Source organism: Undibacterium sp. Di26W (assembly GCF_049340265.1).
Classification (GTDB): domain Bacteria; phylum Pseudomonadota; class Gammaproteobacteria; order Burkholderiales; family Burkholderiaceae_D; genus Undibacterium.
Genome location: NZ_JBMPOR010000002.1, coordinates 145,801 through 171,876, shown reverse-complemented (window position 1 = coordinate 171,876; position 26,076 = coordinate 145,801). Strand labels below are relative to the sequence as shown.

The following is a 26,076-nucleotide window of genomic DNA, read 5'->3' as shown; positions in this document are numbered from 1 at the left end:
TTGTTTTTGATGCAGGCAGGATATGTCGGCAGGTGTTTAGCAGGCAGCGTAATTTACACTCACCACGTGCACCGCCAGACCACCCAGCGAAGTTTCCTTGTATTTTGCTTGCATGTCGGCACCAGTCTGGCGCATGGTTTCAATCACGTCATCGAGGCTGACATGATGGCTGCCATCACTGCGCAGAGATAGCGAGGCGGCAGTAATCGCCTTCACCGCACCCATGCCATTGCGTTCTATGCAGGGTATCTGTACCAGCCCACCGATAGGGTCGCAAGTCATGCCCAGATGATGTTCTATGCCGATTTCTGCCGCTGACTCTACCTGTTCATTACTACCGCCCAGGGCTGCAGTCAGGCCGGCAGCAGCCATCGCGCAGGCCACGCCGACTTCACCCTGGCAGCCGATTTCTGCGCCAGAAATCGAGGCGTTTTTCTTGCACAGCATGCCTATCGCCGATGCCGCCAACATGAAGTTGCGTATGCCCTGTTCTGGGTCGCTGGGTTTGCAATCTTCTGCATAATAGCGCAGCACGGCCGGTATGATGCCTGCTGCGCCATTGGTTGGCGCAGTCACGACCCGGCCACCGGCGGCATTTTCTTCATTCACGGCCATGGCATACAGACTGACCCTGTGCATGCCATCATGCGGCAAGACATCTGCTGTTTCATTGGCGGTGCGCCACAGTTTGGCGGCGCGGCGTTTGACATGCAGGCCGCCTGGTAATTCGCCTGATATTTGCAAGCCACGTGATATACAGCCCTTCATGACTGACCAGATTTTATCGATGCCGGCATCCAGTTCCTGGTCGCTGCAATACACATTTTCATTTGCACGTAACATGCTGGCAATCGACAAGCCGCTGCGCTTGCCGTGTGCCAGCAATTCGGCCATGGTGGCAAACGGGTAGGGCAGGGGTTTCCTGTTGCCGCTTTCATCAGCGCCGGGATTGGCCAGTTCGTCAGCGGAATAGATAAAGCCGCCGCCAGTGGAATAATAGATTTTTTCAAAGCTGCTGCCATCATTGCGTGTCAGCATGAATTTCATGCCATTCGGATGACCGGGCAGCACTTCCTGTTTATGCCACAGCAGGTCTGTGGCGATGTCGAATTTGACAGGATATTCACCGAGTAAATTCATCCTGCCTGAACTGGCGATTGCTGCCAGTTTTTCATCCACACTTTCAGGAATGAGATCTTGCGGTGTTTCACCCATCAGGCCCAGCAGCACGGCCTTGTCAGTGGCGTGCCCCATGCCTGTCAGGGCCAGTGAACCATACAGGGCGACCTGTATCTTGCTGGTTTTATATAAATCACTGGCATCAAGCAAAAACCGACGGGCGGCCAACATCGGGCCCACCGTATGGGAACTGGACGGACCCACGCCTATCTTGAATAATTCGAATACACGCATGTCCATCATTTTGCCTCTTTGACTTGTCTCAATGGAACCTCTGATTAAGCTACTGCGCGACACTATTTTGGGCCTGCGATGCTCGCCGTACAGTCGTACGACTGCGCTTCTTAACCCAAACCAGCGTCGCTCGCTACACTTAATCAGAGATTCCTTAGTTTTTACTTAGTTTTTATTTATGCAGCCTTGCTCAACTCCTTGTTATCGACATGGATATTTTTAAGCATGTCTTCCACCAGTTGTTGCAGGCTTACTTGTGCTTGCCAGCCCCAGTCCTTGTGCGCTACTGAGTCATCCAGGCTTTGTGGCCAAGAGGCAGCGATAGTCTGGCGGCTGTCAGGCGCGTAGTGTATGTCAAACGCGGGCAAATTTTGTTTGATTGAAAACGCCAATTCCCGTGGATTAAAGCTTAATCCGGCAACATTGTAAGAAGAACGTATAGAAAGTTTGGTCGCTGGTGCATCCATCAATGAAATGGTGGCGCGTATGGCGTCCGGCATGTAAATCATCGGCAGCGTGGTTTCTGCTTCCAGGAAACATTCATAGCTTTCGCCACGCAAGGCGGAATGGAAAATCGCAATCGCATAATCCGTGGTGCCGCCGCCGGGCGGGGATTTGTAGCTGATGATGCCAGGGTAGCGGATGCTGCGTACGTCCACGCCGTATTTCTGGAAATAATATTCGCACAGCCGTTCGCCTGCCAGCTTGCTGATGCCGTAAATCGTGCTGGGGTCCATGACCGTATATTGTGGCGTATTGATTGCTGGCGTGTTCGGACCAAAGGCGGCGATGGATGACGGCCAGAACACTTTCAGCGGCGTGCCTGCTTCGCCACGCAGGCGCGCCAGTTCCAGGATATTCAGCAAGCCATCCATGTTCAGGGTCCAGGCTTTCAAGGGGGCCTGTTCACCGGTCGCGGACAACATCGCCGCCAATTGGTACACCTGGGTGACCTGGTATTGCTCAACGACCTGTGCCAGTCTGTCAGTATTGAGGACATCAATGATTTCATAGATGTTTGCGCCATACAGGCTTTTTGGGCTGATGTCGGCGGCGATCACATTATCAGCACCATGCTGCATGGCCAGCGCTTCTACCAGTTCACTGCCGATCTGGCCGTTGGCGCCAATCACTAAAATACGTTCCATGACTTTCCTTATTGAATGATGTTTAATTCGCGACCCGCCTGGGCAAACGCAGCCAGCGCAGTATTGAGTTGATCGGTCGTATGCGCAGCCGACAACTGTACCCTGACCCGGGCTTGACCCATTGGTACTACCGGGTAAAAGAAACCTGTCACCAGCACCCCCAGTTCATACAGGCGGGCAGCAAATTTCTGGGCAACCGGGGCATCAAACAACATGACGGGCACGACCGGATGGGTGCCTGGCTTGATGGTGAAGCCCAATGCGGCAATTTCACGCCGGAAGTGTGCGGTGTTTTCATGCAGGCGGTCACGCAGGCTTGTGGACGTGGACAGGCGTTGCAATACCGACAGCGAAGCACCGGCAATCGAAGGTGCCAGCGTATTGGAGAATAAATACGGACGTGATTTCTGGCGCAGGGTATCAACCACTTCCTTGCGTGCCGCAGTAAAGCCGCCCATGGCACCGCCCAATGCCTTGCCCAGTGTGCCGGTAATAATGTCGATGCGGCCCAGTACACCATGATGCTCATGGGTGCCGCGACCGGTCTTGCCCATGAAGCCGGAAGCATGGCATTCATCGATCATCACCAGGGCATCATATTTGTCGGCCAGGTCACAAATCTTGTCCAGTTGTGCAATGGTGCCATCCATGGAAAACACGCCATCCGTCACGATAATGCGGTGACGTTTGTCGGCGGCAGCAATCAATTGTGCTTCCAGGTCAGCCATGTCGTTATGGGCATAACGGAAACGTGCGGCCTTGCACAGGCGGATGCCGTCAATGATGGAGGCATGATTCAGGGCATCTGAAATGATGGCGTCATTTTCATCAAACAGGGGTTCGAATACGCCACCATTGGCGTCGAATGCGGCTGCGTACAAGATACAGTCTTCGGTACCCAGGAATTCGGCCAGTGCTTTTTCCAGTTGCTTGTGCACGGTCTGCGTGCCGCAGATAAAGCGCACGGATGACAAACCATAGCCATATTGTTCAGTTGCAGCAATCGAGGCTTGCACCATGGATTCATCGCCAGACAAACCCAGGTAATTATTGGCGCACAAATTGATTAATTGCCTGCCATCATCGCAAGTCACTTGCGCGCCCTGGCGCGATGCAATCACGCGCTCGGCTTTGTACAGGCCTTGTTCGCGCAAAGTGCCGAGATTACTTGCCAAACTGCTCAAGAAATGTTGTCTGGATGGGTTCTGGCTCATGGGCGTCTCCATTTGTTTGCCTGTTTTGCTTGCGAAAGTGTCACTGCTTGTGGCTGTGCACTGCTACACTATGGTAAGAATTCCCGAATTAATTGAATAATTCGATATCTAGAACTAAAGTTCGATATATCGAATATTAATCCAGCTTTTTTAGTGATGCAAGAGTCTCTATGAAAAAAGTTTTACCGAATACGCCGCCAGAAGTGGGCGCAACTTTGCAAAAAATGCGTCTTGAACGCGGCTTGACACTGGAAGATTTGTCACGGACGGCAGGGGTATCCAAATCCATGCTGTCGCAGATAGAGCGGGAAAAGGCTAATCCGACGATTGCGGTTGCCTGGCGACTGGCTAATGCCCTGGGTGTTGGCATAGCAGAACTATTGTCATCCGAATCACCAAAATTGGACCCGATACGGGTGCTGGAAGCGCATGAAACCCCGACTTTGCCGGGTGAGCATGCTGGTTATGTCTTGCGTATCCTGGGGCCGATGGAATTGGCAGGCAAATATGAATGGTATGAACTGACACTTTCCCCCGGTGGTGCACTGGTATCAAATTCACATGATCCTGGTGCATCCGAGCACCTGACCCTGTTACATGGCAGCGTCGAAGTAGAGGTTGAAGGCAGTCGCAAGAAACTGAAGCTGGGGGCGACGGCAAGGTATGAAGCCGACAAGAATCACGCCATACGTAATATAGGCAAGACAGAAGCCAAGGCCTTGCTGGTGGTGATACATCGATAAGGCTTTGTGCCAGTGCCTGAATTCTTTTCCGGCAATAGATTCTGGTAATATCCTCATACTGAAACTGAACATGGTTTGCTTCGCAATAGGGACGCGGACTGTGTGATTATTGAATATGATAGGACTTACGCAAAATTGTTCCAGAACCTAGGTTCAATGCACAGCGCTGCTGTTTTGCGTAAGTCCTATATGAATACAAGGTTGGTATGAGTAATAAAAAAGTAGTCCGGGTATACGACAGACCTGCTGGCGGCTGGGGTGCATTGAAAAGTGTGGCGCAACAGATCATTGAGCAGGGCATACCTAAAAAAGGTGCGCTGACACTCTTGTCAGCCAATCAGCCTGATGGCTTTGATTGCCCCGGTTGTGCCTGGCCGGATGCCGACCATACCTCCACCTTCGAGTTTTGCGAAAACGGTGCCAAGGCGGTGGCGGCTGAATCGACTGCCCGCCGTGCGGTGCCGGAATTGATCTCTTCCCTGACCGTGCAGGAATTATCCGCCAAGTCTGATCACTGGCTGGAAGCCCAGGGGCGCCTGACCCACCCCATGCGTTATGACAGGGTAACGGACAGATACCAGGTCATAGACTGGGACCAGGCTTTTGAATTGATTGCAGCACGCCTGAATGCCTTGCCCAGTCCGAATGACGCCATTTTCTATACCTCAGGCCGCACCAGCAATGAAGCGGCTTTCCTGTATCAATTGTTTGTGCGTGAATTTGGTACGAATAACTTCCCTGATTGCTCGAACATGTGCCACGAGCCATCCGGCTTTGCCATGCGTGAAGCGATAGGGGTAGGCAAGGGTACTGTTTTGCTATCTGATTTTCAACTGGCCGATGCCATCCTGATTTTTGGGCAAAACCCCGGTACCAACCATCCGCGCATGCTGGGTGAATTGCGCGCTGCATCCAAGCGGGGGGCTGCCATTGTGTCCTTCAATCCTTTGCGTGAGCGCGGGCTGGAAAAATTCCAGAATCCGCAAAATGCGCTGGACATGCTGGCAGACCAGTCTACCAATATTTCATCCGATTATTTTCAGTTGAAGATAGGCGGTGACCTGGCCAGCGTCAAAGGCATGATCAAATGTGTGCTGGAAGCAGATGTGCAGGCGCAGGCCGCGGGCAAGCCCCGGATTATTGATGTTGAATTTATAGCGCAGCACACGGCCAATTTTGAACAATTTGCGGCAGATGTCATGGCAGAGCAATGGGATGTCATCATCCGTGAATCCGGTTTGGAGCGTGCGCAGATACAACGTGCTGCCGATACCTATATGCAGGCCGGCAAGGTCATTGCCTGCTGGGGTATGGGCATTACCCAGCACAAGCATTCTGTTGCCACCATACAGATGATCGTCAACCTTTTGCTTTTGCGCGGTAACATTGGCCGGCCTGGCGCGGGCCCCTGTCCGGTGCGTGGACATAGCAATGTGCAGGGTGACCGCACCATGGGCATCGTGGAAAAACCAAGAGCAGCATTCCTTGATCGTCTGGGGCAGGTGTTTGATTTCGCGCCACCACGCGAACATGGCCATGACACCGTCGGTGCCATCGAGGCCATGTTGAATGAAAATGGCAAGGTGTTTTTTGGCATGGGTGGCAACTTTGCCACGGCCACGCCAGATACCGAAGTGACGCATCGCGCCCTGCGTAACTGTGCGCTGACCGTGCACGTCACCACCAAGTTAAACCGCAGTCACCTTATTTGTGGCCAGGAAGCCTTGATCCTGCCTTGCCTGGGGCGCACAGAAATCGATATGCAGGAAACCGGACCGCAGGCGGTAACGGTAGAAGATTCCATGAGCATGGTGCATCTGTCTTCCGGCATCAATCCACCTGCCGCACCAGGCTTATTGTCTGAAACTATGATCGTGACCCGGCTGGCGCAGGCGACACTGAAACAACGCAGCAAGACACCGTGGGCCTGGCTGGCGGCGGACTATAGCCGCATACGTGACAAGATTGCTGCAGTGTTTGATGATTTTGCTGACTTCAACACGCGCGTCAGCGTGCCTGGCGGTTTTCATTTGCGCAATACGGCGGCAGAACGGGTCTGGGTGACTGCTAGCGGCAAGGCGAACTTCAATGCCCATGCAGTGCCGGTTGATTTACCCATCCACCAGGCGCGCAAGAATCAACAGTCGCCCGTGTTCAACCTGGCGACCATGCGTTCGCATGACCAGTACAACACGACTATCTATGGCATGAACGATCGTTACCGTGGCGTGTTTGGTGAGCGCCGCGTCTTGTTCATCAATAAGGAAGATATACAGGAACTGGGTATGCAGGCCGGTGACTGGGTAGACCTGGAAAGCTTGTGCGATGACAAGACAAGACGGCAGGCAAAACGCTTCATGTTGGTGGAATACAATATCCCCCGCGCTTGCCTGGCCGCGTATTTCCCGGAAACCAATGGGCTGGTCCCCTTGTCGAGTTTTGCCGATCATGCAAGGACGCCGACTTCAAAATCGATACCCGTGATGATCACTGCACATAATACCCATACCAATAGCGCGCAAGCTGCACTGGCCAATGAATGAAGAAACATCACAGGTGGAAATCCAGCCTGAATTACAGCCAGAATTACAGCCGGAAGCGCAGGCTGAACTGCAGGCTGCAGATGTCATAGCAGTGCTGAAGCAGGATGAACATGCCTATGCACTGATGGCAGAAATGGCAAACCATGCTGGTGCCGTCTCGCTGGCACGCCTTAGCAAACGTTTGCAGATGCGGCAAAGCACGCTGTTGCGTTGCATCGCTTATCTGGGTGAGCAGCAACTCGGCCAGCATCAGGGTGTTGGCTGGGTAAGCCTGCAACAGGATGGCGAGCGCAGCTTGCTGGTGCTTACTGAAGAGGGACGCAGGATTTGCGACACACTATGCGACGCGATAAAGTAAACGACAATCCGCTGGAGCGTGCCATCCGTTTGCGCCGGGTACAAAAGCATGCGTACGCCAGTCCGCAACCGCAAGACATCAATGATCAGTTGGCAGAAGAAATGCCTGTGGCGCTGGTATTCAATGGCGTTTCGCATGCCGTCATGCTGGCAACACCGGTGGATCTGGAAGATTTTGCCATCGGCTTTAGCCTGTCCGAACAGATTATTGATGGCCTGAGCGATATCTACGATATCGAATGCAGGGAAACCCCGGGTACGCTGGGGGTGGAAGTACATCTGCATATAGCCGCCAGTTGCTTTGCGCGACTCAAGGAAAGGCGGCGCAATCTGGTTGGCAATACTGGTTGCGGTTTATGCGGCATAGAGAGCCTGCAAGCCCTGCACAAGGACATGCCACAGATATCTTATGGTGGCCATGCCGCACCCAGGCTGCATAAATCCAGTCTCTTGAAAGCCGCGCAGGCTCTTGAGCTGCAACAGCCACTCAATACCTTGACCGGGGCCATGCATGCCGCTGCCTGGGTCAGCATGGACGGTGATATTCGCCGGCTGCGCGAAGATGTCGGGCGCCACAATGCACTGGACAAACTGATCGGTGCTATGAGTGATGGCGAGCATGTGGGAAATGCGGGTTTTGTGCTGATGAGTAGCCGTATCAGCTACGAACTGGTGCAAAAAATGGCGCATGCCAATATGGCTATTCTGGCGGCGATTTCTGCGCCGACAGCGCTGGCGATTGACATCGCCGAGCGTAGTGGCATCTGCCTGATCGGCTTTGTGCGTGAGCACGGATTCGTGGTTTACTCACATCAGGAAATGCTGGCGGCCGAATGAAGCACACATGAAAATGGATTTTCACCAAATTTACAGAGGTTTAAAGGGCGTAAGAAAGCTATAATAGGAAGAATATTTGCTCAATTTCCTTCCTCTCCTCTGACGACTTATGCAATACGCTTCAACACGCGGGCATGCCGCAGCTCAAAATTTCTCTGAAATCCTGTTAGGTGGTCTGGCTCCCGATGGTGGCTTGTATCTGCCCACGGCTTACCCACAGATTACCGGGGCCGAACTCGATGCATGGCGCAAGCTGTCTTATGCCGGACTGGCATTCGAGGTATTGAAAAAATTTGCCACGGACATTCCTGAAGCAAATCTGAAGGCACTGACAGACAAAACCTATACTGCCGATGTGTATAAAAATGCACGTGCAGATGAATCTGCTGCGCAAATAACCCCTTTGCGTGTATTGCAAGACAAAGCTGGCCGCAAGCTGATTTTGCAGGCATTGTCAAATGGCCCGACGCTGGCATTCAAGGATATGGCCATGCAGTTGCTGGGCAATCTGTTTGAATACACATTGGCAAAAAACCATGCTGAATTGAATATATTTGGTGCAACTTCTGGCGATACTGGCAGTGCTGCCGAATACGCAATGCGCGGCAAGAAGGGCATACGCGTGTTCATGTTGTCGCCACATAAGAAAATGAGTGCCTTCCAGACTGCGCAAATGTTCAGCCTGCAAGACCCGAATATTTTCAATATCGCGGTAGAAGGTGTGTTTGATGACTGCCAGGACATGGTCAAGGCAGTATCGAATGATTTGGAATACAAGAATCGCCAGAAAATTGGTACCGTCAATTCCATCAACTGGGCGCGCGTGGTTGCACAGGTGGTGTATTACTTCCGTGGCTACCTGAGTGCTACTAGCAGTAATGATCAAAAGGTGTCATTCACTGTGCCATCCGGTAATTTTGGCAATATATGCGCTGGCCATATCGCCCGTATGATGGGTTTGCCGATTGACAAGCTGGTCGTGGCTACCAATGAAAATGATGTGCTGGATGAATTTTTCCGTACCGGTATATACCGTGTACGCAAATCGGCGGAAACCTGGCATACCACCAGCCCATCCATGGATATTTCCAAGGCATCCAATTTCGAACGTTTTGTGTTTGACTTGCTGGGTGGTGACGCCAAACGCTTAGCAGCATTGTTCAAAAAAGTTGAAACCGAAGGCGGCTTTGATCTGTCGGGCAAGCCAGGCAGCGATGGTGATGAATTCAAAAAAATCGCTGCATTTGGGTTTGAATCTGGCAAATCTGTTCATGCAGATCGCCTGCAGACCATACGTCAGGTAGAAGAAGAATTTGGCATCACCATCGATACCCATACTGCAGATGGGATCAAGGTCGCGCTGGAACATATCGCAGAAGGTGTGCCCATGATCGTGCTGGAAACCGCATTGCCAGCCAAGTTCAATGAAACCATACGCGAAGCATTGGACCGCGATGCTGAACGTCCAGCCGGGTTCGAGAATATTGAATCCCTGCCGCAGCGTTTTGAAGTCATGACTGCCGATGTGCAGGCGATGAAGGCTTTTATCGCTCAACACACCGGGCTGTAATTCAGTAGCAGTCAGCAGTAGCAGTCAGCAGTAGCAGTCAGGCAAAAACAGAAAAGGGGCGTAAGCCCCTTTTTTATGTCTTCCGAAAGACCGGTGAATTATCTCCCACGCTATCTATTTTGTGCAGGCTATTTTTTTCATGGGAAAATCAATGCCTTTCAACTGGTCGTTGATCATGCCCTCGATACGGCCCAACAAGCTGCCATCGGCATTGAGCTGGTAAATAACCCGTTGCGGGAATTCAGGACGCGGATTTTCAAAAACGACTTTTTGCTTTTCCAGTGTCTGCAGTTGAAAACTCGCTTCCGGTTTGCCGGATGGCATGGCGGTAAAGACCAGGCTGTCTGCGTTTTCTTGTATGCGCATGAATTCCCAGGCGACCATCTTGCCTTTGCGTACTGTCCTGCCCATGCCCAGCATGCTGCCGCCTGCTGGTGCCAGCCAGTGTTCTTCCGACCCTGTTTCTACCACGCCACTGGCTTGCCAGCATCCGCTGAGCCATTGCAGGTCTTGTATGCTGTTGCCGGCCTGACTGGCTTGTGTGTGCAGCAGACCCAGCGCCACAGCCAGGGCTGGAATCAATCCACGTAGTGAGGGCATTGCAGGCATTGCTTTCATACAGCCTCCGTCAGGGAATTTATGTTTCAGCTTTTACGCAACCAGGGTTCCAGTTGCTTGCGTACTCTCTTTTCATCAAAACCTTCTATCAATTCACTGCCTATGACGATAGCCGGGATACCTTGCACACCCAGGGTTTTATAGGCTTGATAACCTTCATTGGATTTTTCTACATCCAGGTCTTTGTAGGCAATGCCATTAGCATTGAAAAATTCGCGGGCGGCGGAACAATAGCCGCACCAGGTGGTGCCGTACAGGACAATCACCGGTTGTGATGTTGCTGCCTGCCGGCTCATCTCGGCCCTATGGGCCCGGGTTTTCTTCCAGCTTGAATAGCTTTGCAGGCTGACACCGGCCAGGATAAGGGCAAGCAATAGCCATTTCCACGCACTCGAGGAAGAGTTGGCAGATGTATTAGCAGTACGGCGCGTGTTGTTACCTGCCGCAGCATGATAGCTATCTAGCCCCTGCAAATCTGCCGCTTTGTTATAGGCAACCTGGCAGGATGGACATTGCCATTCAGGGCAGTCGTCGGTTTCTTTGCGAATATAGTTACATTTGGGGCAGGTACGCATAAAGGCAAGATAAGTTGAATGTTGCTTGTGAATATTACCTATATTAGCGCATTTGCAGTGGGGTCGATACTGTCCGTTGAACAAGTGCTTAGTAAATCAAATTGGCCCTAAGTCGACCTGACGCCGGCCCGAAGTCGAACTGAAGAGGGATAGATTAGTAACAAATATTCATCTTTGCTGGAATGCCGAGGGCGGCGACGCAAAGTGCTGATGCCAGACTCGCCTGAATTGTCGTGCAGAGCCAAACCCAGATGCCTCTGCAATTCTTTCTATAGACCAGTCGGTATCACTCAGAAACTTGCCTGCCAGCGACAGGCGCAATGAAGTCAGGTAGGTTTGCACCGAGATATCTGTGTGCAGCTTGAACAGGCGTGTGACATGACGTGTGCTGGTACAGGCGACGCTGGCCAGTTCTTGCAAGGTCCATGCATGGGATGGGTCTTTGGTGATGGCATCTTGCACCTTGTGGATGGCAGGGTGCAGGTGGTTACGGTATTTCAGCCAGGGCGACAACTGAGGGTCATTGCCGGAACGGCGCATATACACCACCAGGTTGCGTGCCACGGCACTGGCTGCCAGCGGACCTGCCAGTTCACTGACGGTATGCAAGGCCAGGTCGATGCCAGCCGTGACACCAGCACTGGTGCTGACAGGGCCATCTTCGACAAAAATACGGTTTTCCTCAACCCGGATAGAGCTGTCGATGCTTGCCAGATCCTGGTAGTGGCTGTGATGCGTGGTGACTTTGCGCCCGTTTAGCAGGCCAGCGTAGGCCGCCAGCAGGGCACCTGAACAGATGCATATCAGTTTGTGGCGGGCATCTACATGTTGACGCAACCATAGTATCGCGGCCTTTGCCTCACCCCTGGTGTGTTGCACCTTGTCGCCACTGATGCCGGGCAAGACCAGGATGGCATCCTCTTCCAGCACATCAGGCAACGGCAGCAGGGAGCTTAATTGCAGGCCGATTGAACAGTTGATGCTGTCAGCAGGGCTGATAAATATCAGTTCAAATTGAATATTCTGCTGGTAACGATTAGCAAACAGAAAAGCATCTGCCGGCCCCGCCAGGTCCAGCAAGAGCATATCAGGCAATAGTAAAAAATAAACAGGCTGGCGACGCATCATCGTTCAATAACAATACAGGGAAGGTCAGGAAAATGCCAGACGCAGGCGATCAGTCAGTTTTTGGCCGAACACATTGATCAGCAAGCCGGCCATGACAATGGCTGCACCAGCGATCTGTTTCTGGCTTAATGCCTCATCCAGCAAGAGCCAGGCAGCAGTCAAGCCAACTACCGGCACCATCAGCGTCAGCGGTGCCACCAGATGTGTCGGCAGGCTGGACAGCAATTTCCCCCACAGGGTATAGCCTATCAGTGTCGCTGCCACAGCCAGATAGACAATCGTAAGTCCGGATGCCCAGCTCATATTACTAAGGCTGTGCAACATGATATCGCCACCTTCAAACAGGTAAGACAGTAACAGGAAGGGCAGAATGGGGACCAGCGCGCTCCAGGACACCAGGCTCAGCACATTGGTCACGCCGATTTTTTTATTGATGACGTTGCCACTGGCCCAGGACAGCGCCGCACACAAGGTCAGCACAAAGCCGGCAACGCTGACCTGGCTGGTCGTAGTGCCAAGGCTGGCACTACCCAGCAATACCAGGCCCATGCTGGCTACCAGCATGCCTGTCAGATTACTGGCACGCAGCTTGTCACCAAATACCATGGCAGACAAACCTACTGTAAAAAAGGCCTGAGCCTGCAGGACCAGCGAGGCCAGACCCGCCGGCATGCCAACAGCCATGGCAGAAAACAAAAAGGCAAATTGCCCCAGGCTGATAAACATGGCATAAGCAAACAGTAATTTGAATGGTACCTTGGGTCGTGGCAAAAACAATATCGCCGGAAAGGCAACCAGCGCAAAACGCAAAGCCCCCAGCAGAAATGGCGGTATCCCCTTAAGCCCGATCTTGATCACCACAAAATTCATACCCCATAGCAGAATGACGGTGGCGGCAATCAGGATGTGGCGCGGGCTCAGGACGGATTTGTTCATGGTGTCGGGATAAAATGTTCAATGTTGCTTTAAGATCGTGCCTTAGTATCGTGCCTTAGTATCGTGCCTTAGTATCGTGCATTAATACCGTGCTTTAAATTGGCATCAAGGTACCGGTCTTTATTTTGCCCTTATGCGCACGGTAGACGGCGGATTTTTCTCCAGCTTGTTGGCTGGCCGTATAGGCCGGGGAACAAAATTGCCGCCGCAATTGGGGCAGACACCCAGCAAATGATGGTCTATACAATCAGCACAGAATGTACACTCAAATGTGCAAATGCGTGCATCAGGTGATGCTGGTGGTAAATCGCAGTCGCAACGTTCACAATTGGGTCTGAGCTCTAGCATGGCATATCTCCTGTAAGGTGGAATGATTCAGGATAACAGTTTGCTCCACATTTTCCAGTCGCCTAAGCGACCAAAGGCGGACAGATCGGGACATTGCAAGTTGGCCCGGGACAGTCCGGTTCATCAATGGCATACTGTTTTTATTTCGCAGAATTTTGCATGACTGATACCGCCTTCACCTATGCGCAGTTGGTTGCTATTGCCACCCGTGCCGAGCGCAAACTGGGTCTGCAGCAGGCCAGGCAACAAGATATACCCGCTTCACAGGCACTGGAAGGCTTATTGCTGCTGGCGGCGACTAAAGCTGGCGTTGGCTATATAGTGCAACTGGCAGAGCTGCGCCTGCAACAGCAGGCAAACCAGCAGACCTTGCAAGTAGCCAGGCGCATGGCAAAAGCTATCGACAGAAAGAACGGACGTATCAAGACAGGCACTGGCGTCAGTGAACAGGTCTGGCAAGCCTGGTTTGACGGCTCGGCGGTACCCAATCCGGGCAAATGCCGTTTTGCCTGTGTGTTGCAGGCACCAGATGGGCAAGTGTTTGAATATGTCGGCCACCTCGAATATGGCGACAGCTGCGATGCCGAATTCAGTGGCCTGATACTGACGCTGAAGCAGGCGCACAAGCACGGGCTAAGCCAACTGCTGGTACATGGTGATAGCCAGGTCGTGATTGATGAAATCAATCAGCGTACCAAGAGCAGTTTGCCGCGCATGATCGAATACCGCCGGCAGCTAGAGGCATTGTGCCAATTGTTTGAGATTATCCAGATAAAATGGATACCACGTCATAAAAATAGCCGCGCCGATGCACTGGCGCAGCACACGACGAACTAGCACTTATTTCATTCGTGAATATCGTGAATATACAGGGCTGCAACACAAAGGATGACGATGAAAACCTTTTTTCACATGGCTTACCATGTGCACGACCTGGAGCAGGCAAGGCAATTCTATACTGGCGTGCTGGGGTGCAGGGAAGGCCGTAGCACCGAAACCTGGGTGGATTTTGATTTTTTTGGACACCAGATTTCCCTGCATCTGGGCCAGCCGTTTGCCACCACCCATACCGGCAAGGTCGGTAAAGACCTGGTGCCCATGCCCCATCTTGGCCTGATCATGGCGATGCCGGACTGGCAAGCCCTGGCAGACCGTTTGATCGCACTGAAAGTGGATTTTGTACTGCCACCCAGCCTGCGTTTTGCGGGGGAGCCTGGCGAACAGGCCATCATGTTTTTTGTAGACCCATCTGGCAACCCCATAGAAATCAAGGGTTTTCGTGACTTGGACAGTGTGTACGATAAATGAAGCCAACCAGCAATACTCCCATTCCATTCATTGCCGCTGCCAATTATGCGCAGACCGGGGCCTGGGTCGACGCCTTGCAGGCCGCCATGCCAGCAGAGCGCATCATCGCCTTTGATGCCATGAATGATGAAGACAAGGCGACCTGCCAGGTCGCCATTGTCGCCAACCCCAATCCGGCTGATCTGCATCAACTGCCGCAACTGCAATGGATACATAGCGTCTGGGCCGGGGTTGAACGCCTGGTGGCAGATCTGGGTGATACCCATTTAAAAATCGTGCGCCTGGTAGACCCGCAACTCGCCAATACCATGGCAGAAGCGGTGCTGGCCTGGACGCTGTACCTGCACCGCGATATGCCTGCCTATGCAAAGCAGCAAGCCAAGCAAATCTGGCAAGCGCTTGAGTATGTACGCCCGCAGCAAAGACGCATAGGCTTGCTGGGCCTGGGGGCCTTGGGTGAAGCTGCTGCCGTCAGCCTGTTGCGTGCAGGTTTTCAGGTAGCTGGCTGGAGCCGTCATCGCAAAGCGATAGATGGTGTCAACTGCTTTGCCGGTGCTGATGAATTGCCAGCTATGCTGGCGCAGACCGACATACTGGTATGCCTGTTGCCGCTGACTCCGGATACCAGAGGCTTGTTGAACGCTGTCGCGCTGACTGCCTTGCCCCAAGGTGCATCGCTGATCAATTTTGCACGTGGTGCCATCGTCAATGATACTGATTTGCATGCAGCACTGGATAGCGGCCATCTGGCCCACGCTGTGCTGGATGTATTTGAAGTGGAACCCTTGCCGGTGTCGCAATGGCAATGGCAGCACCCTGGCATCACATTGCTGCCGCATTGTTCTGCACCTACCGACAGGCAGACGGCATCACAGATCGTGGCTGGCAATATCCTGCGTTACCGGCAAAGCGGTGTCTTGCCCGTGACGATTGATGTGCAAAGAGGGTATTGACATCGCAGACATAAAAAAGGCGGGCGCATCATGTGCCCGCCCATGGTTATTCTGATTTTGATTCTGATCAGAACTTTCTAAAAGCCCAGCAAGCCTTTCAAGACATCTGTCGGCTTGATTTTAGGTTCTTCCTTTTGCTCTGGTTTTTGCTGTTGCGGTGATTGTGAAGATTGTGACGATTGTTGGGAGCGTCTGCCACCCATATCACCCATGCCACCCAAAATCGAACTGAAAGTGGATTTCACACGTACCTTGGTTTGCCAGTCTGGTTCCCATGCAACTTTAGGGTCAGCAGGGCGGGGCGGGTAAGCAAAAAATGCATCTGAACCATAGGCAATCATACGCAGCATGCCTGCACCCTGTTCCCCGAAGATACCTTTGGGTACATCACATTTTGTCGTGGTGGAAGGCAAAATCACTTTTTCATTGATCCACTTGTCGATGTCAGCATTCGCCTGGTAATCCACCAGGCCAAAACCGAAATCAGGCAATTCGCTGGATGTCCAGACGATGACTTCTGCGCTGTCGCTGTTGCCAGACTGTTGTCCACCCATGACGCTGATGAAATAACCACGCGCATTCGCAATCGATTTCCATTCCAGGTTAACGCCACCATCCTTCTTGGTTTGTAGCAGTTCTATCGGTGCCATCAAGTCTTGCGCTGAACCCAGATTAACCTTGAAGCTGTCTGGTATGCCATTACCGACAAACTGATGTTGCCCAACCAGCGATGCCGTATCTGGTACCTTGCGGTCATCGACCTTGTTGGGCCAGGATGGGTTGCCCGGTTGCGAACGTGCGCCCTTGGTCACCTTGCCGCGCATGACAAAAAACTTGGCATAATCTTCTGGTGAAGATTTGGCGACATCCAGGGTTCTTGGCTGGCCAGGGCGCACGGTTTCACCGCAGCCCCAGTAAATCGAAATCTTGCCCTTGGGCTTTTCATAGTTGGGTTCGGAAGGCGTTTCTTCACTCGGTGTGTAAGCCACTGGCTTGTCCGGTACCGGCGCGATCAACTTCAAACTCTCGCCCAGATTCATTCCTGCAGGTATTGTCTGTGTAGCCTCACCAAGTGAAGGATTTTTGCTGGTATACACCGACACATCCACATACTTGCCGCTGCTAAAACCCATGGAATGCGTATTGCCAAACGCATTGCCCCTGTCATTGCCACCTGTTGCACCACGTGCCATGCCGCCCAGTGCACCAAAGAAGCCACCAGACTGCGCACCTTGTGCGGCACCACTCATCATCGCGGGCATATCGCTGGCACTGGTCGCCACATCAATAAACGCTAGCGCAACCGGTGCCTTGACCACCTGCGCGCCACCCTTGGCGGGTGCCGCAGCCTTACCCTGCGCACTAGCCGCCGGCTTGGTCTGCGCCGTCGTCAACAACGGCTCCGCCAACAAGCCACAAGTAATCAGCGCGCCTTGCATCAAAGGTGTAATGCGTCTGCGGGCAACAAAAGTTTTCATGAGAGAAATTCCTTGTATTAATTAACAACATAACAGCACGGAAATAAACAAACTTGAATTGTTGGAGGACAGGTGCGGGGCCCAGAGGCAGAGTGGTGTCAACTATCCCGAACGGGCTTTATCTTAGCGCAAAAATAGTGGCAAAGATTAAAGAGATGATGAATGTTGCCTTGCAGTATTTACAATCCTATTGCCGTATAAGAAGCGATTGATAGAGAGATAGATAGAGATGTCTGTGGAGGTGCTTATCTCTAACCCTTCAATACAAACATCATCCGCAGGCTTATTGATTCCCAACCGCGTCTTCCAGCAGAGTGGTGCTCGTGGTGACTTTGCCTTTCTTGGAGCTGAGTATGACTTTGCGGTCGCGGTTTTGGTCGTATTGATAGGTTTCGCTGATTTTTTGGCCGGTCAGCAGATTGGTGCTGACGGTGGAACCCTTGCCTACCATGCCATCGGTATCTTCTTCATCGATGCCTATCATTTGCAGACGCTGGCTGCCTGCATTCAGACGGAAGCGCCAGGTATAAATTGAATATTCACGTGAACCGCTGTACTGGCTGACGACTAGCACGCCGTTCTTGATGGTGACGTTGACGCCGTCCTTGACGCCACCGCAACCCAGGCATTGCAAGAGCTTGTCGTTGCTGCCCAATAAACTGTAAGCCTTGCTCGCGCTTGCCAGTAACACGATCAGGCCGCGCTGCCTGTCATTGATGGTTCCACTGGCATCGGCTGTAGCTTTGTTTTCCACGACCACCGCGGCAATATCGGTCAGGCCGTCACCGTTGAGGTCACCGCTGACCTGGCTTTCGACTGTCCAGCCACGTGGTACAAAATCAGGTAGTGCTTGTGCTGTGGCTGGTATTTTTTTGCCAAAGGGCGGAGTTTGTTGTGCCTGGCTGCTGTTGTTTAGAACTATTGTCAGGAGCAGGGCGACGAGTTGGATAGATTTGGTAGGCTTCATGAGTTTAGAGTCTTTCTGATTAATCTTCATTCATCAAACAACGCTGCTGGGCTCCTGCCTGCGCAGGAACGACGATTTTTGTGATAGCAGTAAGATCAGAGCGCGCCTGTTTTGCAGATCAATCCACAAACACTGTATCCGTCTTGCCCTGCGGTGGGATCTTGATGGCGATGGCCTTGACTGGGCCATTGCTGACGATGCTGCCAGCATGGGCTGTGCCTTTCGGGATGATGATCAGGCTGCCTGGTTTGAAGTCTTTGCGTTCGTTGCCTAGCCACATGCTGCCGCTGCCTTCTATGATGTACTGGATTTCATCCGTCTGTGGATGCATGTGTTTGGCGATATTGCCAGATTGTATGCCCACGGTGGCATGATCGGTAATGACCAGGGGGCGGGCATTGAGTTCGGCATTGGCGGTCTTGGGCAGGTCATCATGTTTGATCGCCAGCAAATCAATCACGGCGGCAGACAGGGCGGGTGCATCGGCGCGGGCGTCGCTGACACTATGCTGTATCAGGGGCGATGCAAGCAGACCGGCACAAAAAGTCATTGCAAAGGCAAAAGTTTTATTGATGCGCATGATGTCTCCAGTTCTACAGTTTTGTTGTAACGGGTCGGATGTAAAGTGTGCAATACAAAACGATGCCCGGCAAGGTATTTCAATGCTGGTCGTGGCATCGTTGAATCTCATGCAGGGTATTGCGCCATGACAGATGGCTATGCTTTAATCCGGTGGATAGAAATTAGCTCACTGATCCCATGTCATCTGCCTTTATCAATAGCCGCCGTGCGCTGCTGCTTTATCCTGCCTTGCTGTTGCTGGCCCAGTCGCCACTCTACGCCGCCAACACTTACCAGAAAATGCAAGTCGATGGCTGGACCCTGATGCTTGACCAGGGCTTGCAAGCGGCAGATGCCGCATCCAGGTCTGCCTTCATTGCTGTTTTAACGGATCAGTTAAACAAACTCAAGAAGCTGCCTGCCCACGCACAGAGCAGTTTGCGTGGCGTCAGCATTTACGTTTCCAGTGGCACTTACCGCGCCTTTGGTGCGCAACATCATCCTTCGGCACAATGGCTGCAGGAACATGCGTACCCGGTCGAATTTGCCGGCAATATAGAAATCTGTAACTGGAAAGAATTCATGACCATGGTGCGCAGTCAGCCTTATGCGCTGCTGCATGAAATGGCGCATGCCTATCATTTTCAGCATCCGGAACTGGATGCGCCTATCATGCGCGCCTATGAAAGTGCAAAAGCTGCGGGACTATACCGCCAGGTTACGCGTGATCACAGGCCAGAACTACAAGAGGCTTATGCCATCAGCAACCATCACGAATATTTTGCTGAACTCAGCGAAGCCTACTTTGGTGAAAATGATTTTTATCCCTATCAAAATGCAGAACTAAAACAATATGATGCACGTGGCTATGCGATGCTGGAAAGTGTGTGGAAGAATTAGATTTTGCATCGACAATACGCACGTAGACACGTGGTACACATAAACCCTGCACAGGAAGAAACTGATGAATGCATTGGAAGGTTTGAACCGCAATCTGTTTTTGCAATTGAATGCTGGTGCACAAACTGACGCTGGCATGATTGGCACCGCGACGGTAATCGCTGATGCCCTGATTTATCTGATTCCCCTGGCTCTGTTTGTCGCCTGGTTATGGCAGCCAGAACGCCGTCCACTGGCAGTCAGGGCTTGCCTGGTCTGTTTCATTGCCCTCGGTATTGGTCAATTGCTGGCCTTGTTCTGGCCGCATCCGCGTCCCTTCATGATAGGTCTGGGACACACTTGGATACCTCATGCAGCTGATGCTTCTTTCCCCAGCGATCATGGCATTGTCTTTGCCAGCATGGCTTGTACTCTGTTGCTGACAGGTGAACTGGCCTGGGGTACGTTGATGGCAATCATGGGTATTGCGGTGGCCTGGGCAAGAATATTTCTGGGTGTGCATTTCCCCCTGGATATGCTGGGCGCGCTCATGGTGGCGTTGTTTGCTTATGGATTGCTGTTACCCTTGTGGGCCAGATGGGGTAGTGTGTTTATGCAGGCGATCGTAAAAATTTATCGCACGCTCCTGGCATGGCCTATAGCCAAAGGCTGGATCAGGGCGTAGCGTCTATTTTGCATCAGCGATTGAAATAAATGACTGCAGCAATAGCTCCACCTATCCAGAACAGGACGCCAATCAGGCTGGTGAGGTTTGTACTCAGGACTATGCCTTTTTCATCACGCCATACACTGGATTTGCCAGTTGGCGCTTCACCCTTGAAGCCCTCGCCGCGCATGCTGCCTAAAGTCAGAACGGGAATGAGAAGCCGGCCCGTACCATAGGCGATGATTTGAAAAAGAATTTCAAAGACGAAATCCAGCATGATATGCGCTTGATATAGAGTAAAGACGAGTGGGTAATCAACTACACGGCCTTGACGTAGCTATTGCGATGATTATGCAGATTAACTTATTGTTAATGAGAATAGTGAAAAATAGTTGATGAAATTAAGGAATGAGAGCTACGGATTGCAATAGCTCCGCTGAGCTGGCACAGATATTTTTACTTGCTGGAAAATAGCTGTATTTTTACAAATGCATCTTATTTTCGTAGCAATTTTTTTAAAAAAAGCCTATCTTTAATTGCGTATGCATTGTGCAATTAAATGGATAGAGGCTTAGCCTCTGAAATCTCTGAAACCCGGCGATCTCAAAAGGGGCGAAATGAAATCATCCTGCGTACTTCGCAAATGGCATTCAGCTTCCCCTGTCAGGGGCAAGGCTTTGAGTGCGCTACTGGTCACGGCAATGACGACGCCCTGTTATGCGACCCTGGGCCCGTCAGATAACTTCCTTGATCTTTCCTTTGATGAGCTGGCGAATATCCGTATTACGTCAGTTTCCAAAAAAGCTGAAAATATTGCCCAGGCACCCGCCTCGATCTTTGTTATCACGAATGAAGACATTCGTCGCTCTGGCGCTGCAAGCCTGCCTGAAGCACTGCGTTTGGCCCCCAATCTGCAAATGGCGCGGGTGGATGCCAGGAATTATGCGGTGACCGCACGTGGTTTCAATAGTCCCTTTGAAAATAAGCTGTTGGTCCTGATCGATGGGCGTACCGTTTATTCCCCTCTGTTTTCAGGCGTGTTCTGGGATGCGCAGGACGTGGTGCTGGAAGATATTGATCGTATAGAGGTCATCAGCGGTGCCGGCGCCACACTTTGGGGGGCAAATGCTGTCAATGGGGTGATTAATATCATTACCCGTTCTGCCAAAGATACTTTGGGCAGTCTGGTCAGCGCGGGCATGAGTCCGCACGAACGCAACATGGCAGTCAGGTATGGTGGCAGTTTTGCTAATGACACCAGCTACAGGGTGTATGCCAAACACGCGGACAATGACGATAGTCGCAACGAAAACGGAAATTTGCTGCTGGAAGGCTGGCGTCGTGATCAATTCGGATTCCGTACCGATTGGGAACAGGCGGGGCTGGGCCAGGCATTTATCGGCAATGCCTATCATGCCAGCCTGCGTCAGGGTCTCACCACGAATATTGAGCTTGCAGGGGCCAATTTACTGAGTCGCACGAGCTGGAAGGGGGCTGACAATGCTGACAGTAGCCTTCAAATGTATTGGGATCATACTGAGCGCAATCAGCCAAACGCCTATAACGACCATCTCGATACGCTGGACCTGGAGTTTCAACATGCCCAGACCGTGGCCAATATTCACAATCTGGTGTGGGGTTTGGGCTATCGCTACGCAATAGATAAAGTACAAAACGGGAATAATTTCGGATTTTTACCTGGAAGCCTGAACATGCATTGGGCGAATATTTTTATCCAGGATGAGATCCGCCTGATGGAAAATTTACGTCTGACCCTGGGATTGAAATTTGAAAAAAACAGTTATACAGGCCTGGAAAATTTGCCCAATTTGCGCCTTGCCTGGGAACCTGCGGATAAACATTTGCTGTGGGCTGCCTTGTCGCGCTCTGTGCGAACACCGTCACGCATAGACAAAGATTTGTTTGCTCCGACCAAGCCCTTCCTGTTCGGCGGGAAGCTCACGTATTTCTATGCTGGTGGCCAGGACTTCGAATCTGAAATCGCCAAAACGACAGAATTGGGGTATCGCGGTCAGTTAAATAAAAACATTTCTTATTCCGCGACCATTTTCTATACTGAATATGACAAATTGCGAACCCTGGAACCTGGTATTGCCGGCCTAGATGCGGTTTTTCGCAATCAGGCTAAAGGCAAGACCAAGGGGATTGAAATGTGGGCAACCTGGCAGGCCAATACCGCTTGGCGCCTGACTGCGGGAGGAGTCTGGCAAAATATCACTACGCAATTGCTACCTGGCAGCAAGGATACTTCCAGCAGCAATGGTTTGACCATGGTGAATGATGCTGACAACTACTGGATGATACGAAGCAGTTTTGATTTGGCGAAAGATAAAGAATTTGACATGCATCTGCGGCGTGTAGCAAGCCTGCCGAAACCTGCGGTGCCGGCATATACCTCTTTGGATATGCGGTTTGGCTGGAAAATCAGGCCGGATATTGAACTGTCGCTGATAGGGCAAAATCTTTTGCAGAAATCGCATGTTGAATATGGTGCCAGTCCGAATCGCGCCGAATTCGAACGCAGTCTGATGGTCAGGGTGATATGGAAGCTTTAAAACCGGAAAATTTATTTCCCGTTCCGGAATTGAATGGGAAACTATTTTCCTGCCTGTTACTTTCATTGCTGCTGATATTGCTGCCTGCCTTGCATGCGCAAGGTAGTGAGCAGAATGAAAATCTGGAGCAACGTGTCAAGGCCGCTTATCTGTTTAAATTCTGCAGTTATGTGGAATGGCCCGAAAAATCATTTCCCGCATCCGACAGTGTTTTGAATATTGCGGTGCTCGGTTCGGATGGTGTGGCGAATGAGCTGCTACATATGGCTCAGGAGCGAAATATCAATGGCCGTAGTTTTCTGGTGAAAAGACTCAAGGGGGACGAGGGGGTTAATGGCTTGAACGGAGTACATGTGCTCTTTGTGGCACGTTCCAGTAGCAAAATGACAGATATTGTGACTGCAGCAAAAGGACGGGCGATCCTGATCGTCACAGAAACGGAAGGTGCACTGTCAATCGGCAGCATGATCAATTTTGTCATCGTGGATGGCAAAGTCAGATTTGAAGTCGCTCCCAAGACGGCAACGCAGGATTTAGTGCTGATCAGTTCCCGCCTGATCTCGGTCGCGTATAAGGTCGCTGCCGGGCAGTAGCAGGGTGATTTGAAGTTTTATTGATTTACCGATGGCCGATAGCGCCGGAATGCTTCACTGATATTTTGTCTGAGCAGTTCGTCGTCCCAGGGCTTGGTCAGGAAACGATAAATCTCACCCCGATTGATGACGTCAAGAACCGACTGTAGCTCTGTATAGCCACTGAGCACTATGCGCATCGTATCAGGGTATAGCTTGGCTGCTACCGTCAGAAAATCAGAGCCGGTCATTTTAGACAGTCGTTGCTCACATAAAATGACCTGCACTGGATTGATTGCCAGCAATTCCAGGGCTTTCTGGCTGTCAGGCGCCGTCAGTATGCGATATCCCTGACCACGCAGGGAACGCCGTAAGGCTGCGAGTATGGCTTCCTCACTGTCAACAAGCAGCAAGGTTTGCTGTTCAATATCGACTTCAGGAGCTAGCTGCTTATCGTCGAACAGCATGGTGGCGAAATCGATTGCCGGTACAGGGGGGCTGAAGAAGTAACCTTGTATCTGGTCGCAATTGCGCGCCCGCAGGAATTTTAACTGCGCCTCAGTCTCCACGCCTTCGGCAATGACACTCATGTGTAAGCTATGTGCCATCCCTATAATGGCGGTGGCGATCGCCGCATCTTCAGGATTTTGTGTGATATCGGTGACAAAAGCCTTGTCAATTTTTACGGTATTGAAGGGAAAGCGCTTCAGGTAGGCGAGGGATGAGTAGCCTGTACCAAAATCATCCAGTGATAGCGATAAACCGTGTGCGCGGAAAGCATGCATGATGACTTCGGCATCTTCCGGCTTTTGCATGACAGTGGATTCGGTCAATTCCAGTTCTATCGATTCAGGCCCCAAATTGTTTTTTGAAAGAGCCTCTCCCACAATTTCGAGTACATTGCCTTCCTTGAATTGTAAAGCAGAGAGGTTGACGGCGACCGGTACTATATGCAATCCATCCCGCAGCCAGGCAGATTGTTGGGCGCAAACAGCATGTATTACCCAGGTACCGATAGGGACGATAAGACCGGTTTCTTCTGCCAGCGCAATGAAGGCAGCGGGTGGCAACAGTCCTCGTTCAGGATGTTGCCAGCGTATAAGCGCTTCGCAGCCTATGATTTGGCCGGTTCGCAAGTCTATCTTGGGCTGGAAATGCAATACAAACTGGTTTTGATCCAATCCAGTTTTCAGCATGTTTTCCATTTCTATCATGTCGGAAATTCTGGCGTTGATTTCCCAGGAAAAGAATTGAAAACGTTTTTTTTGCAACTTGCATTGTTTTAATGCGGCTTCTGCATTTTTGAACAGGGATTCGGCACTGTTGGCATCGTTTGGATAAATGGCAACCCCCATTCTTGCCAGCACCTGAGTGCGGGCAGCATCGATCAGCATCGGTTCTTGCAATAGGCTGATGACTTGTTCGCACGTGGCGCTGACATCGGCATTGCTTGCGAGTTCACCCAGTATGGCAAAATTGTCCGCGCCGATTCGGGCGACGCTGTAATGGCCGGGGAGACCATCAACCAGACGTTTTGCGACAAGCTTCAATATGTGATCGCCAATATGTCTTCCCAGAGTATCGTTGAGATGTTTGAAACGATCCAGATTAATTGCAATGACAAATACACCGTAATTTTCTCTGTAAGCGGCCTGTATCAGTTGGTCGGTGCGGTCAAGAAACAGGCTGGTGTTGGGCAGTGCAGTGAGCGCGTCGAAATAGGAAAGGAAGTTGGCGCGCTTTTCATTATTGATCGCCAGCAGTGCAAATGACATATCCCCCGCCAGTTCGCTAAGCAACTTCATTTCCTCATCATCGAAATAATTGCTTTCCCTGGCATACAAGACCATGACGCCGACCAGCTTGTCATTTGCTATCAAAGGCAGGCCGACGATGGACAGGTAGCCCCTGTCAAGAGCATCACGACAACTGCGGTCAACATGGGCTTTGATGCGTACGTCGTTGCAGTAGGTTGCCTGGCCGGTCTTGAGTACTTGCTCAGGTATATCCGGTTCGGTGGCAATACCGCCTGTTTCTGGAAATAAAGAGGCACTCATCTGTTCCAGGTTGACTCCTTGGCTTGCGGTCAATTTAAAAGAGTTATCCAGGTCGTTAACGATGCCTATCCAGGCGATACCAAAACCACCTTGTTCGACGGCGATATGGCAGGCTTCCTCTAGCAGTGCTTGTGGTTCCCTGATACGGACGATGGCAGAATTGGTGCCGCTTAATACAGCATGTATGCGGCTCAGGCGGGCGGTTTTCGCCTGTTCGATCTCAAGTTGTTTGACATAGCGTTCAAGTAAGGTTGCCCTTACCAGCGATACATGGGTGCGTACGCGCGCGCGCACCAGTGCCGATGAAACCGGCTTGATAATATAGTCAACGCCACCGCAGTCAAAACCTGCCGTCTCATCCCCGATTTCACTTAATGAGGAAACAAAAATGACGGGTATGCTTTCAGTTGCCGTATCGGCTTTTAATATTTTGCAAACGGTATATCCATCCATATCTGGCATCTGAATATCGAGCAAGATCAACGCTGGTTTATGTTTTTTTGTGGCATTCAGGCATTCCTGGCCGTTACGTGCAAATACCAGTGCATAGTCGTTTCCCAAAATCTGTTTTAGCGTGGCCAGATTGCCAGGTTCATCGTCGACGATGAGGATAGGGGAATTGGGCATG

General features: G+C 51.6%; 25 protein-coding genes. 12 read left to right on the top strand and 13 right to left on the bottom strand.

Features of this window, described 5'->3' with window-relative positions; genetic code table 11:
- Positions 1-36 precede the first annotated feature (36 nt).
- From ACO0LM_RS03170 to kbl, 3 genes are all read right to left on the bottom strand, one after another.
- On the bottom strand, positions 37-1,419 hold the full coding sequence (locus tag ACO0LM_RS03170; protein ID WP_423034645.1) for an L-serine ammonia-lyase: 1,383 nt from the start codon (positions 1,417-1,419) through the stop codon (positions 37-39).
- 170 nt (positions 1,420-1,589) lie between these two features.
- Positions 1,590-2,561, bottom strand: a complete 972-nt coding sequence (locus ACO0LM_RS03165; protein WP_423034273.1) for an NAD-dependent epimerase/dehydratase family protein — start codon at positions 2,559-2,561, stop codon at positions 1,590-1,592.
- 8 nt (positions 2,562-2,569) lie between these two features.
- Entirely contained in the window at positions 2,570-3,775 is a 1,206-nt protein-coding gene (gene kbl / locus ACO0LM_RS03160; protein ID WP_423034271.1) for a glycine C-acetyltransferase, read from the bottom strand.
- A 170-nt stretch (positions 3,776-3,945) separates the two neighbouring features.
- Between kbl and ACO0LM_RS03155 the strand changes: the two genes are divergently transcribed.
- The 5 genes from ACO0LM_RS03155 (at position 3,946) to thrC (ending at position 9,825) form a co-directional block, all read left to right on the top strand.
- A complete protein-coding gene (locus ACO0LM_RS03155) occupies positions 3,946-4,518 on the top strand; it encodes a helix-turn-helix domain-containing protein (protein WP_186945372.1) in 573 nt (190 codons plus the stop codon).
- A 206-nt stretch (positions 4,519-4,724) separates the two neighbouring features.
- The gene (locus ACO0LM_RS03150; protein WP_423034269.1) at positions 4,725-7,061 is read left to right on the top strand and encodes an FdhF/YdeP family oxidoreductase; all 2,337 of its coding nucleotides are present in this window, start codon (positions 4,725-4,727) and stop codon (positions 7,059-7,061) included.
- Complete coding sequence (locus ACO0LM_RS03145; protein ID WP_423034267.1) at positions 7,054-7,419, top strand: hypothetical protein; 366 nt, start codon at positions 7,054-7,056, stop codon at positions 7,417-7,419. Before ACO0LM_RS03150 ends, ACO0LM_RS03145 begins: the two co-directional genes overlap by 8 nt.
- Positions 7,401-8,255, top strand: coding sequence for a formate dehydrogenase accessory sulfurtransferase FdhD (gene fdhD / locus ACO0LM_RS03140; RefSeq protein WP_423034265.1), 855 nt, complete (start codon positions 7,401-7,403; stop codon positions 8,253-8,255). Before ACO0LM_RS03145 ends, fdhD begins: the two co-directional genes overlap by 19 nt.
- Positions 8,256-8,364: 109 nt before the next feature.
- Complete coding sequence (thrC, locus tag ACO0LM_RS03135) at positions 8,365-9,825, top strand: threonine synthase (RefSeq protein WP_423034263.1); 1,461 nt, start codon at positions 8,365-8,367, stop codon at positions 9,823-9,825.
- 114 nt (positions 9,826-9,939) lie between these two features.
- Here thrC and ACO0LM_RS03130 read toward each other — a convergent pair whose 3' ends face one another.
- From ACO0LM_RS03130 to ACO0LM_RS03110, 5 genes are all read right to left on the bottom strand, one after another.
- Entirely contained in the window at positions 9,940-10,443 is a 504-nt protein-coding gene (locus ACO0LM_RS03130; RefSeq protein WP_423034261.1) for a DUF6265 family protein, read from the bottom strand.
- A gap of 26 nt (positions 10,444-10,469) precedes the next feature.
- Positions 10,470-10,817: a glutaredoxin family protein gene (locus ACO0LM_RS03125; protein WP_423034259.1), complete on the bottom strand. Its 348-nt coding sequence runs from the start codon at positions 10,815-10,817 to the stop codon at positions 10,470-10,472.
- 369 nt (positions 10,818-11,186) lie between these two features.
- The gene (locus ACO0LM_RS03120; protein ID WP_423034257.1) at positions 11,187-12,146 is read right to left on the bottom strand and encodes a GlxA family transcriptional regulator; all 960 of its coding nucleotides are present in this window, start codon (positions 12,144-12,146) and stop codon (positions 11,187-11,189) included.
- Positions 12,147-12,170: 24 nt separating this feature from the next.
- Positions 12,171-13,067, bottom strand: a complete 897-nt coding sequence (locus ACO0LM_RS03115; RefSeq protein WP_423034643.1) for an EamA family transporter — start codon at positions 13,065-13,067, stop codon at positions 12,171-12,173.
- Between the two features lie 135 nt (positions 13,068-13,202).
- Positions 13,203-13,430: a DUF1272 domain-containing protein gene (locus ACO0LM_RS03110; RefSeq protein WP_423034255.1), complete on the bottom strand. Its 228-nt coding sequence runs from the start codon at positions 13,428-13,430 to the stop codon at positions 13,203-13,205.
- A 159-nt stretch (positions 13,431-13,589) separates the two neighbouring features.
- Here ACO0LM_RS03110 and ACO0LM_RS03105 point away from each other — a divergent pair, with 159 nt between their 5' ends.
- From ACO0LM_RS03105 to ACO0LM_RS03095, 3 genes are read left to right on the top strand one after another with little or no spacing between them, the layout of a single operon-like run.
- On the top strand, positions 13,590-14,267 hold the full coding sequence (locus ACO0LM_RS03105; protein ID WP_423034253.1) for a ribonuclease HI family protein: 678 nt from the start codon (positions 13,590-13,592) through the stop codon (positions 14,265-14,267).
- A gap of 57 nt (positions 14,268-14,324) precedes the next feature.
- The gene (locus tag ACO0LM_RS03100; RefSeq protein ID WP_423034251.1) at positions 14,325-14,738 is read left to right on the top strand and encodes a VOC family protein; all 414 of its coding nucleotides are present in this window, start codon (positions 14,325-14,327) and stop codon (positions 14,736-14,738) included.
- On the top strand, positions 14,735-15,691 hold the full coding sequence (locus tag ACO0LM_RS03095) for a 2-hydroxyacid dehydrogenase (RefSeq protein ID WP_423034249.1): 957 nt from the start codon (positions 14,735-14,737) through the stop codon (positions 15,689-15,691). The genes ACO0LM_RS03100 and ACO0LM_RS03095 overlap by 4 nt, the downstream gene beginning before the upstream one ends.
- Positions 15,692-15,768: 77 nt before the next feature.
- Here the strand turns inward: ACO0LM_RS03095 and ACO0LM_RS03090 are convergent, their stop codons facing one another.
- From ACO0LM_RS03090 to ACO0LM_RS03080, 3 genes are all read right to left on the bottom strand, one after another.
- Positions 15,769-17,169, bottom strand: coding sequence for a hypothetical protein (locus tag ACO0LM_RS03090; RefSeq protein WP_423034247.1), 1,401 nt, complete (start codon positions 17,167-17,169; stop codon positions 15,769-15,771).
- 283 nt (positions 17,170-17,452) lie between these two features.
- Positions 17,453-18,136, bottom strand: coding sequence for a hypothetical protein (locus tag ACO0LM_RS03085; protein WP_423034245.1), 684 nt, complete (start codon positions 18,134-18,136; stop codon positions 17,453-17,455).
- 118 nt (positions 18,137-18,254) lie between these two features.
- Positions 18,255-18,716: a cupin domain-containing protein gene (locus tag ACO0LM_RS03080; protein ID WP_423034243.1), complete on the bottom strand. Its 462-nt coding sequence runs from the start codon at positions 18,714-18,716 to the stop codon at positions 18,255-18,257.
- Between the two features lie 179 nt (positions 18,717-18,895).
- Between ACO0LM_RS03080 and ACO0LM_RS03075 the strand changes: the two genes are divergently transcribed.
- Both ACO0LM_RS03075 and ACO0LM_RS03070 read left to right on the top strand, forming a co-directional pair.
- A complete protein-coding gene (locus ACO0LM_RS03075; RefSeq protein ID WP_423034241.1) occupies positions 18,896-19,597 on the top strand; it encodes a hypothetical protein in 702 nt (233 codons plus the stop codon).
- Positions 19,598-19,661: 64 nt separating this feature from the next.
- Positions 19,662-20,261 carry a phosphatase PAP2 family protein gene (locus ACO0LM_RS03070; RefSeq protein ID WP_423034239.1) on the top strand — a complete coding sequence of 200 codons (600 nt, stop codon included), beginning with the start codon at positions 19,662-19,664 and terminating at the stop codon, positions 20,259-20,261.
- Between the two features lie 13 nt (positions 20,262-20,274).
- On the opposite strand, the gene ACO0LM_RS03065 is transcribed toward ACO0LM_RS03070, so the two are convergent.
- Positions 20,275-20,520 (bottom strand): hypothetical protein, encoded by a 246-nt coding sequence (locus tag ACO0LM_RS03065; RefSeq protein WP_422982370.1) that lies wholly within the window; start codon positions 20,518-20,520, stop codon positions 20,275-20,277.
- A 340-nt stretch (positions 20,521-20,860) separates the two neighbouring features.
- On the opposite strand from ACO0LM_RS03065, the gene ACO0LM_RS03060 reads away from it, so the two are divergent.
- The gene (locus tag ACO0LM_RS03060) at positions 20,861-22,819 is read left to right on the top strand and encodes a TonB-dependent receptor plug domain-containing protein (protein WP_423034237.1); all 1,959 of its coding nucleotides are present in this window, start codon (positions 20,861-20,863) and stop codon (positions 22,817-22,819) included.
- Positions 22,807-23,412 (top strand): YfiR family protein, encoded by a 606-nt coding sequence (locus ACO0LM_RS03055; protein ID WP_423034235.1) that lies wholly within the window; start codon positions 22,807-22,809, stop codon positions 23,410-23,412. The genes ACO0LM_RS03060 and ACO0LM_RS03055 overlap by 13 nt, the downstream gene beginning before the upstream one ends.
- A 17-nt stretch (positions 23,413-23,429) precedes the next feature.
- Here the strand turns inward: ACO0LM_RS03055 and ACO0LM_RS03050 are convergent, their stop codons facing one another.
- Entirely contained in the window at positions 23,430-26,075 is a 2,646-nt protein-coding gene (locus ACO0LM_RS03050; RefSeq protein ID WP_423034233.1) for an EAL domain-containing protein, read from the bottom strand.
- Position 26,076 lies beyond the last annotated feature (1 nt).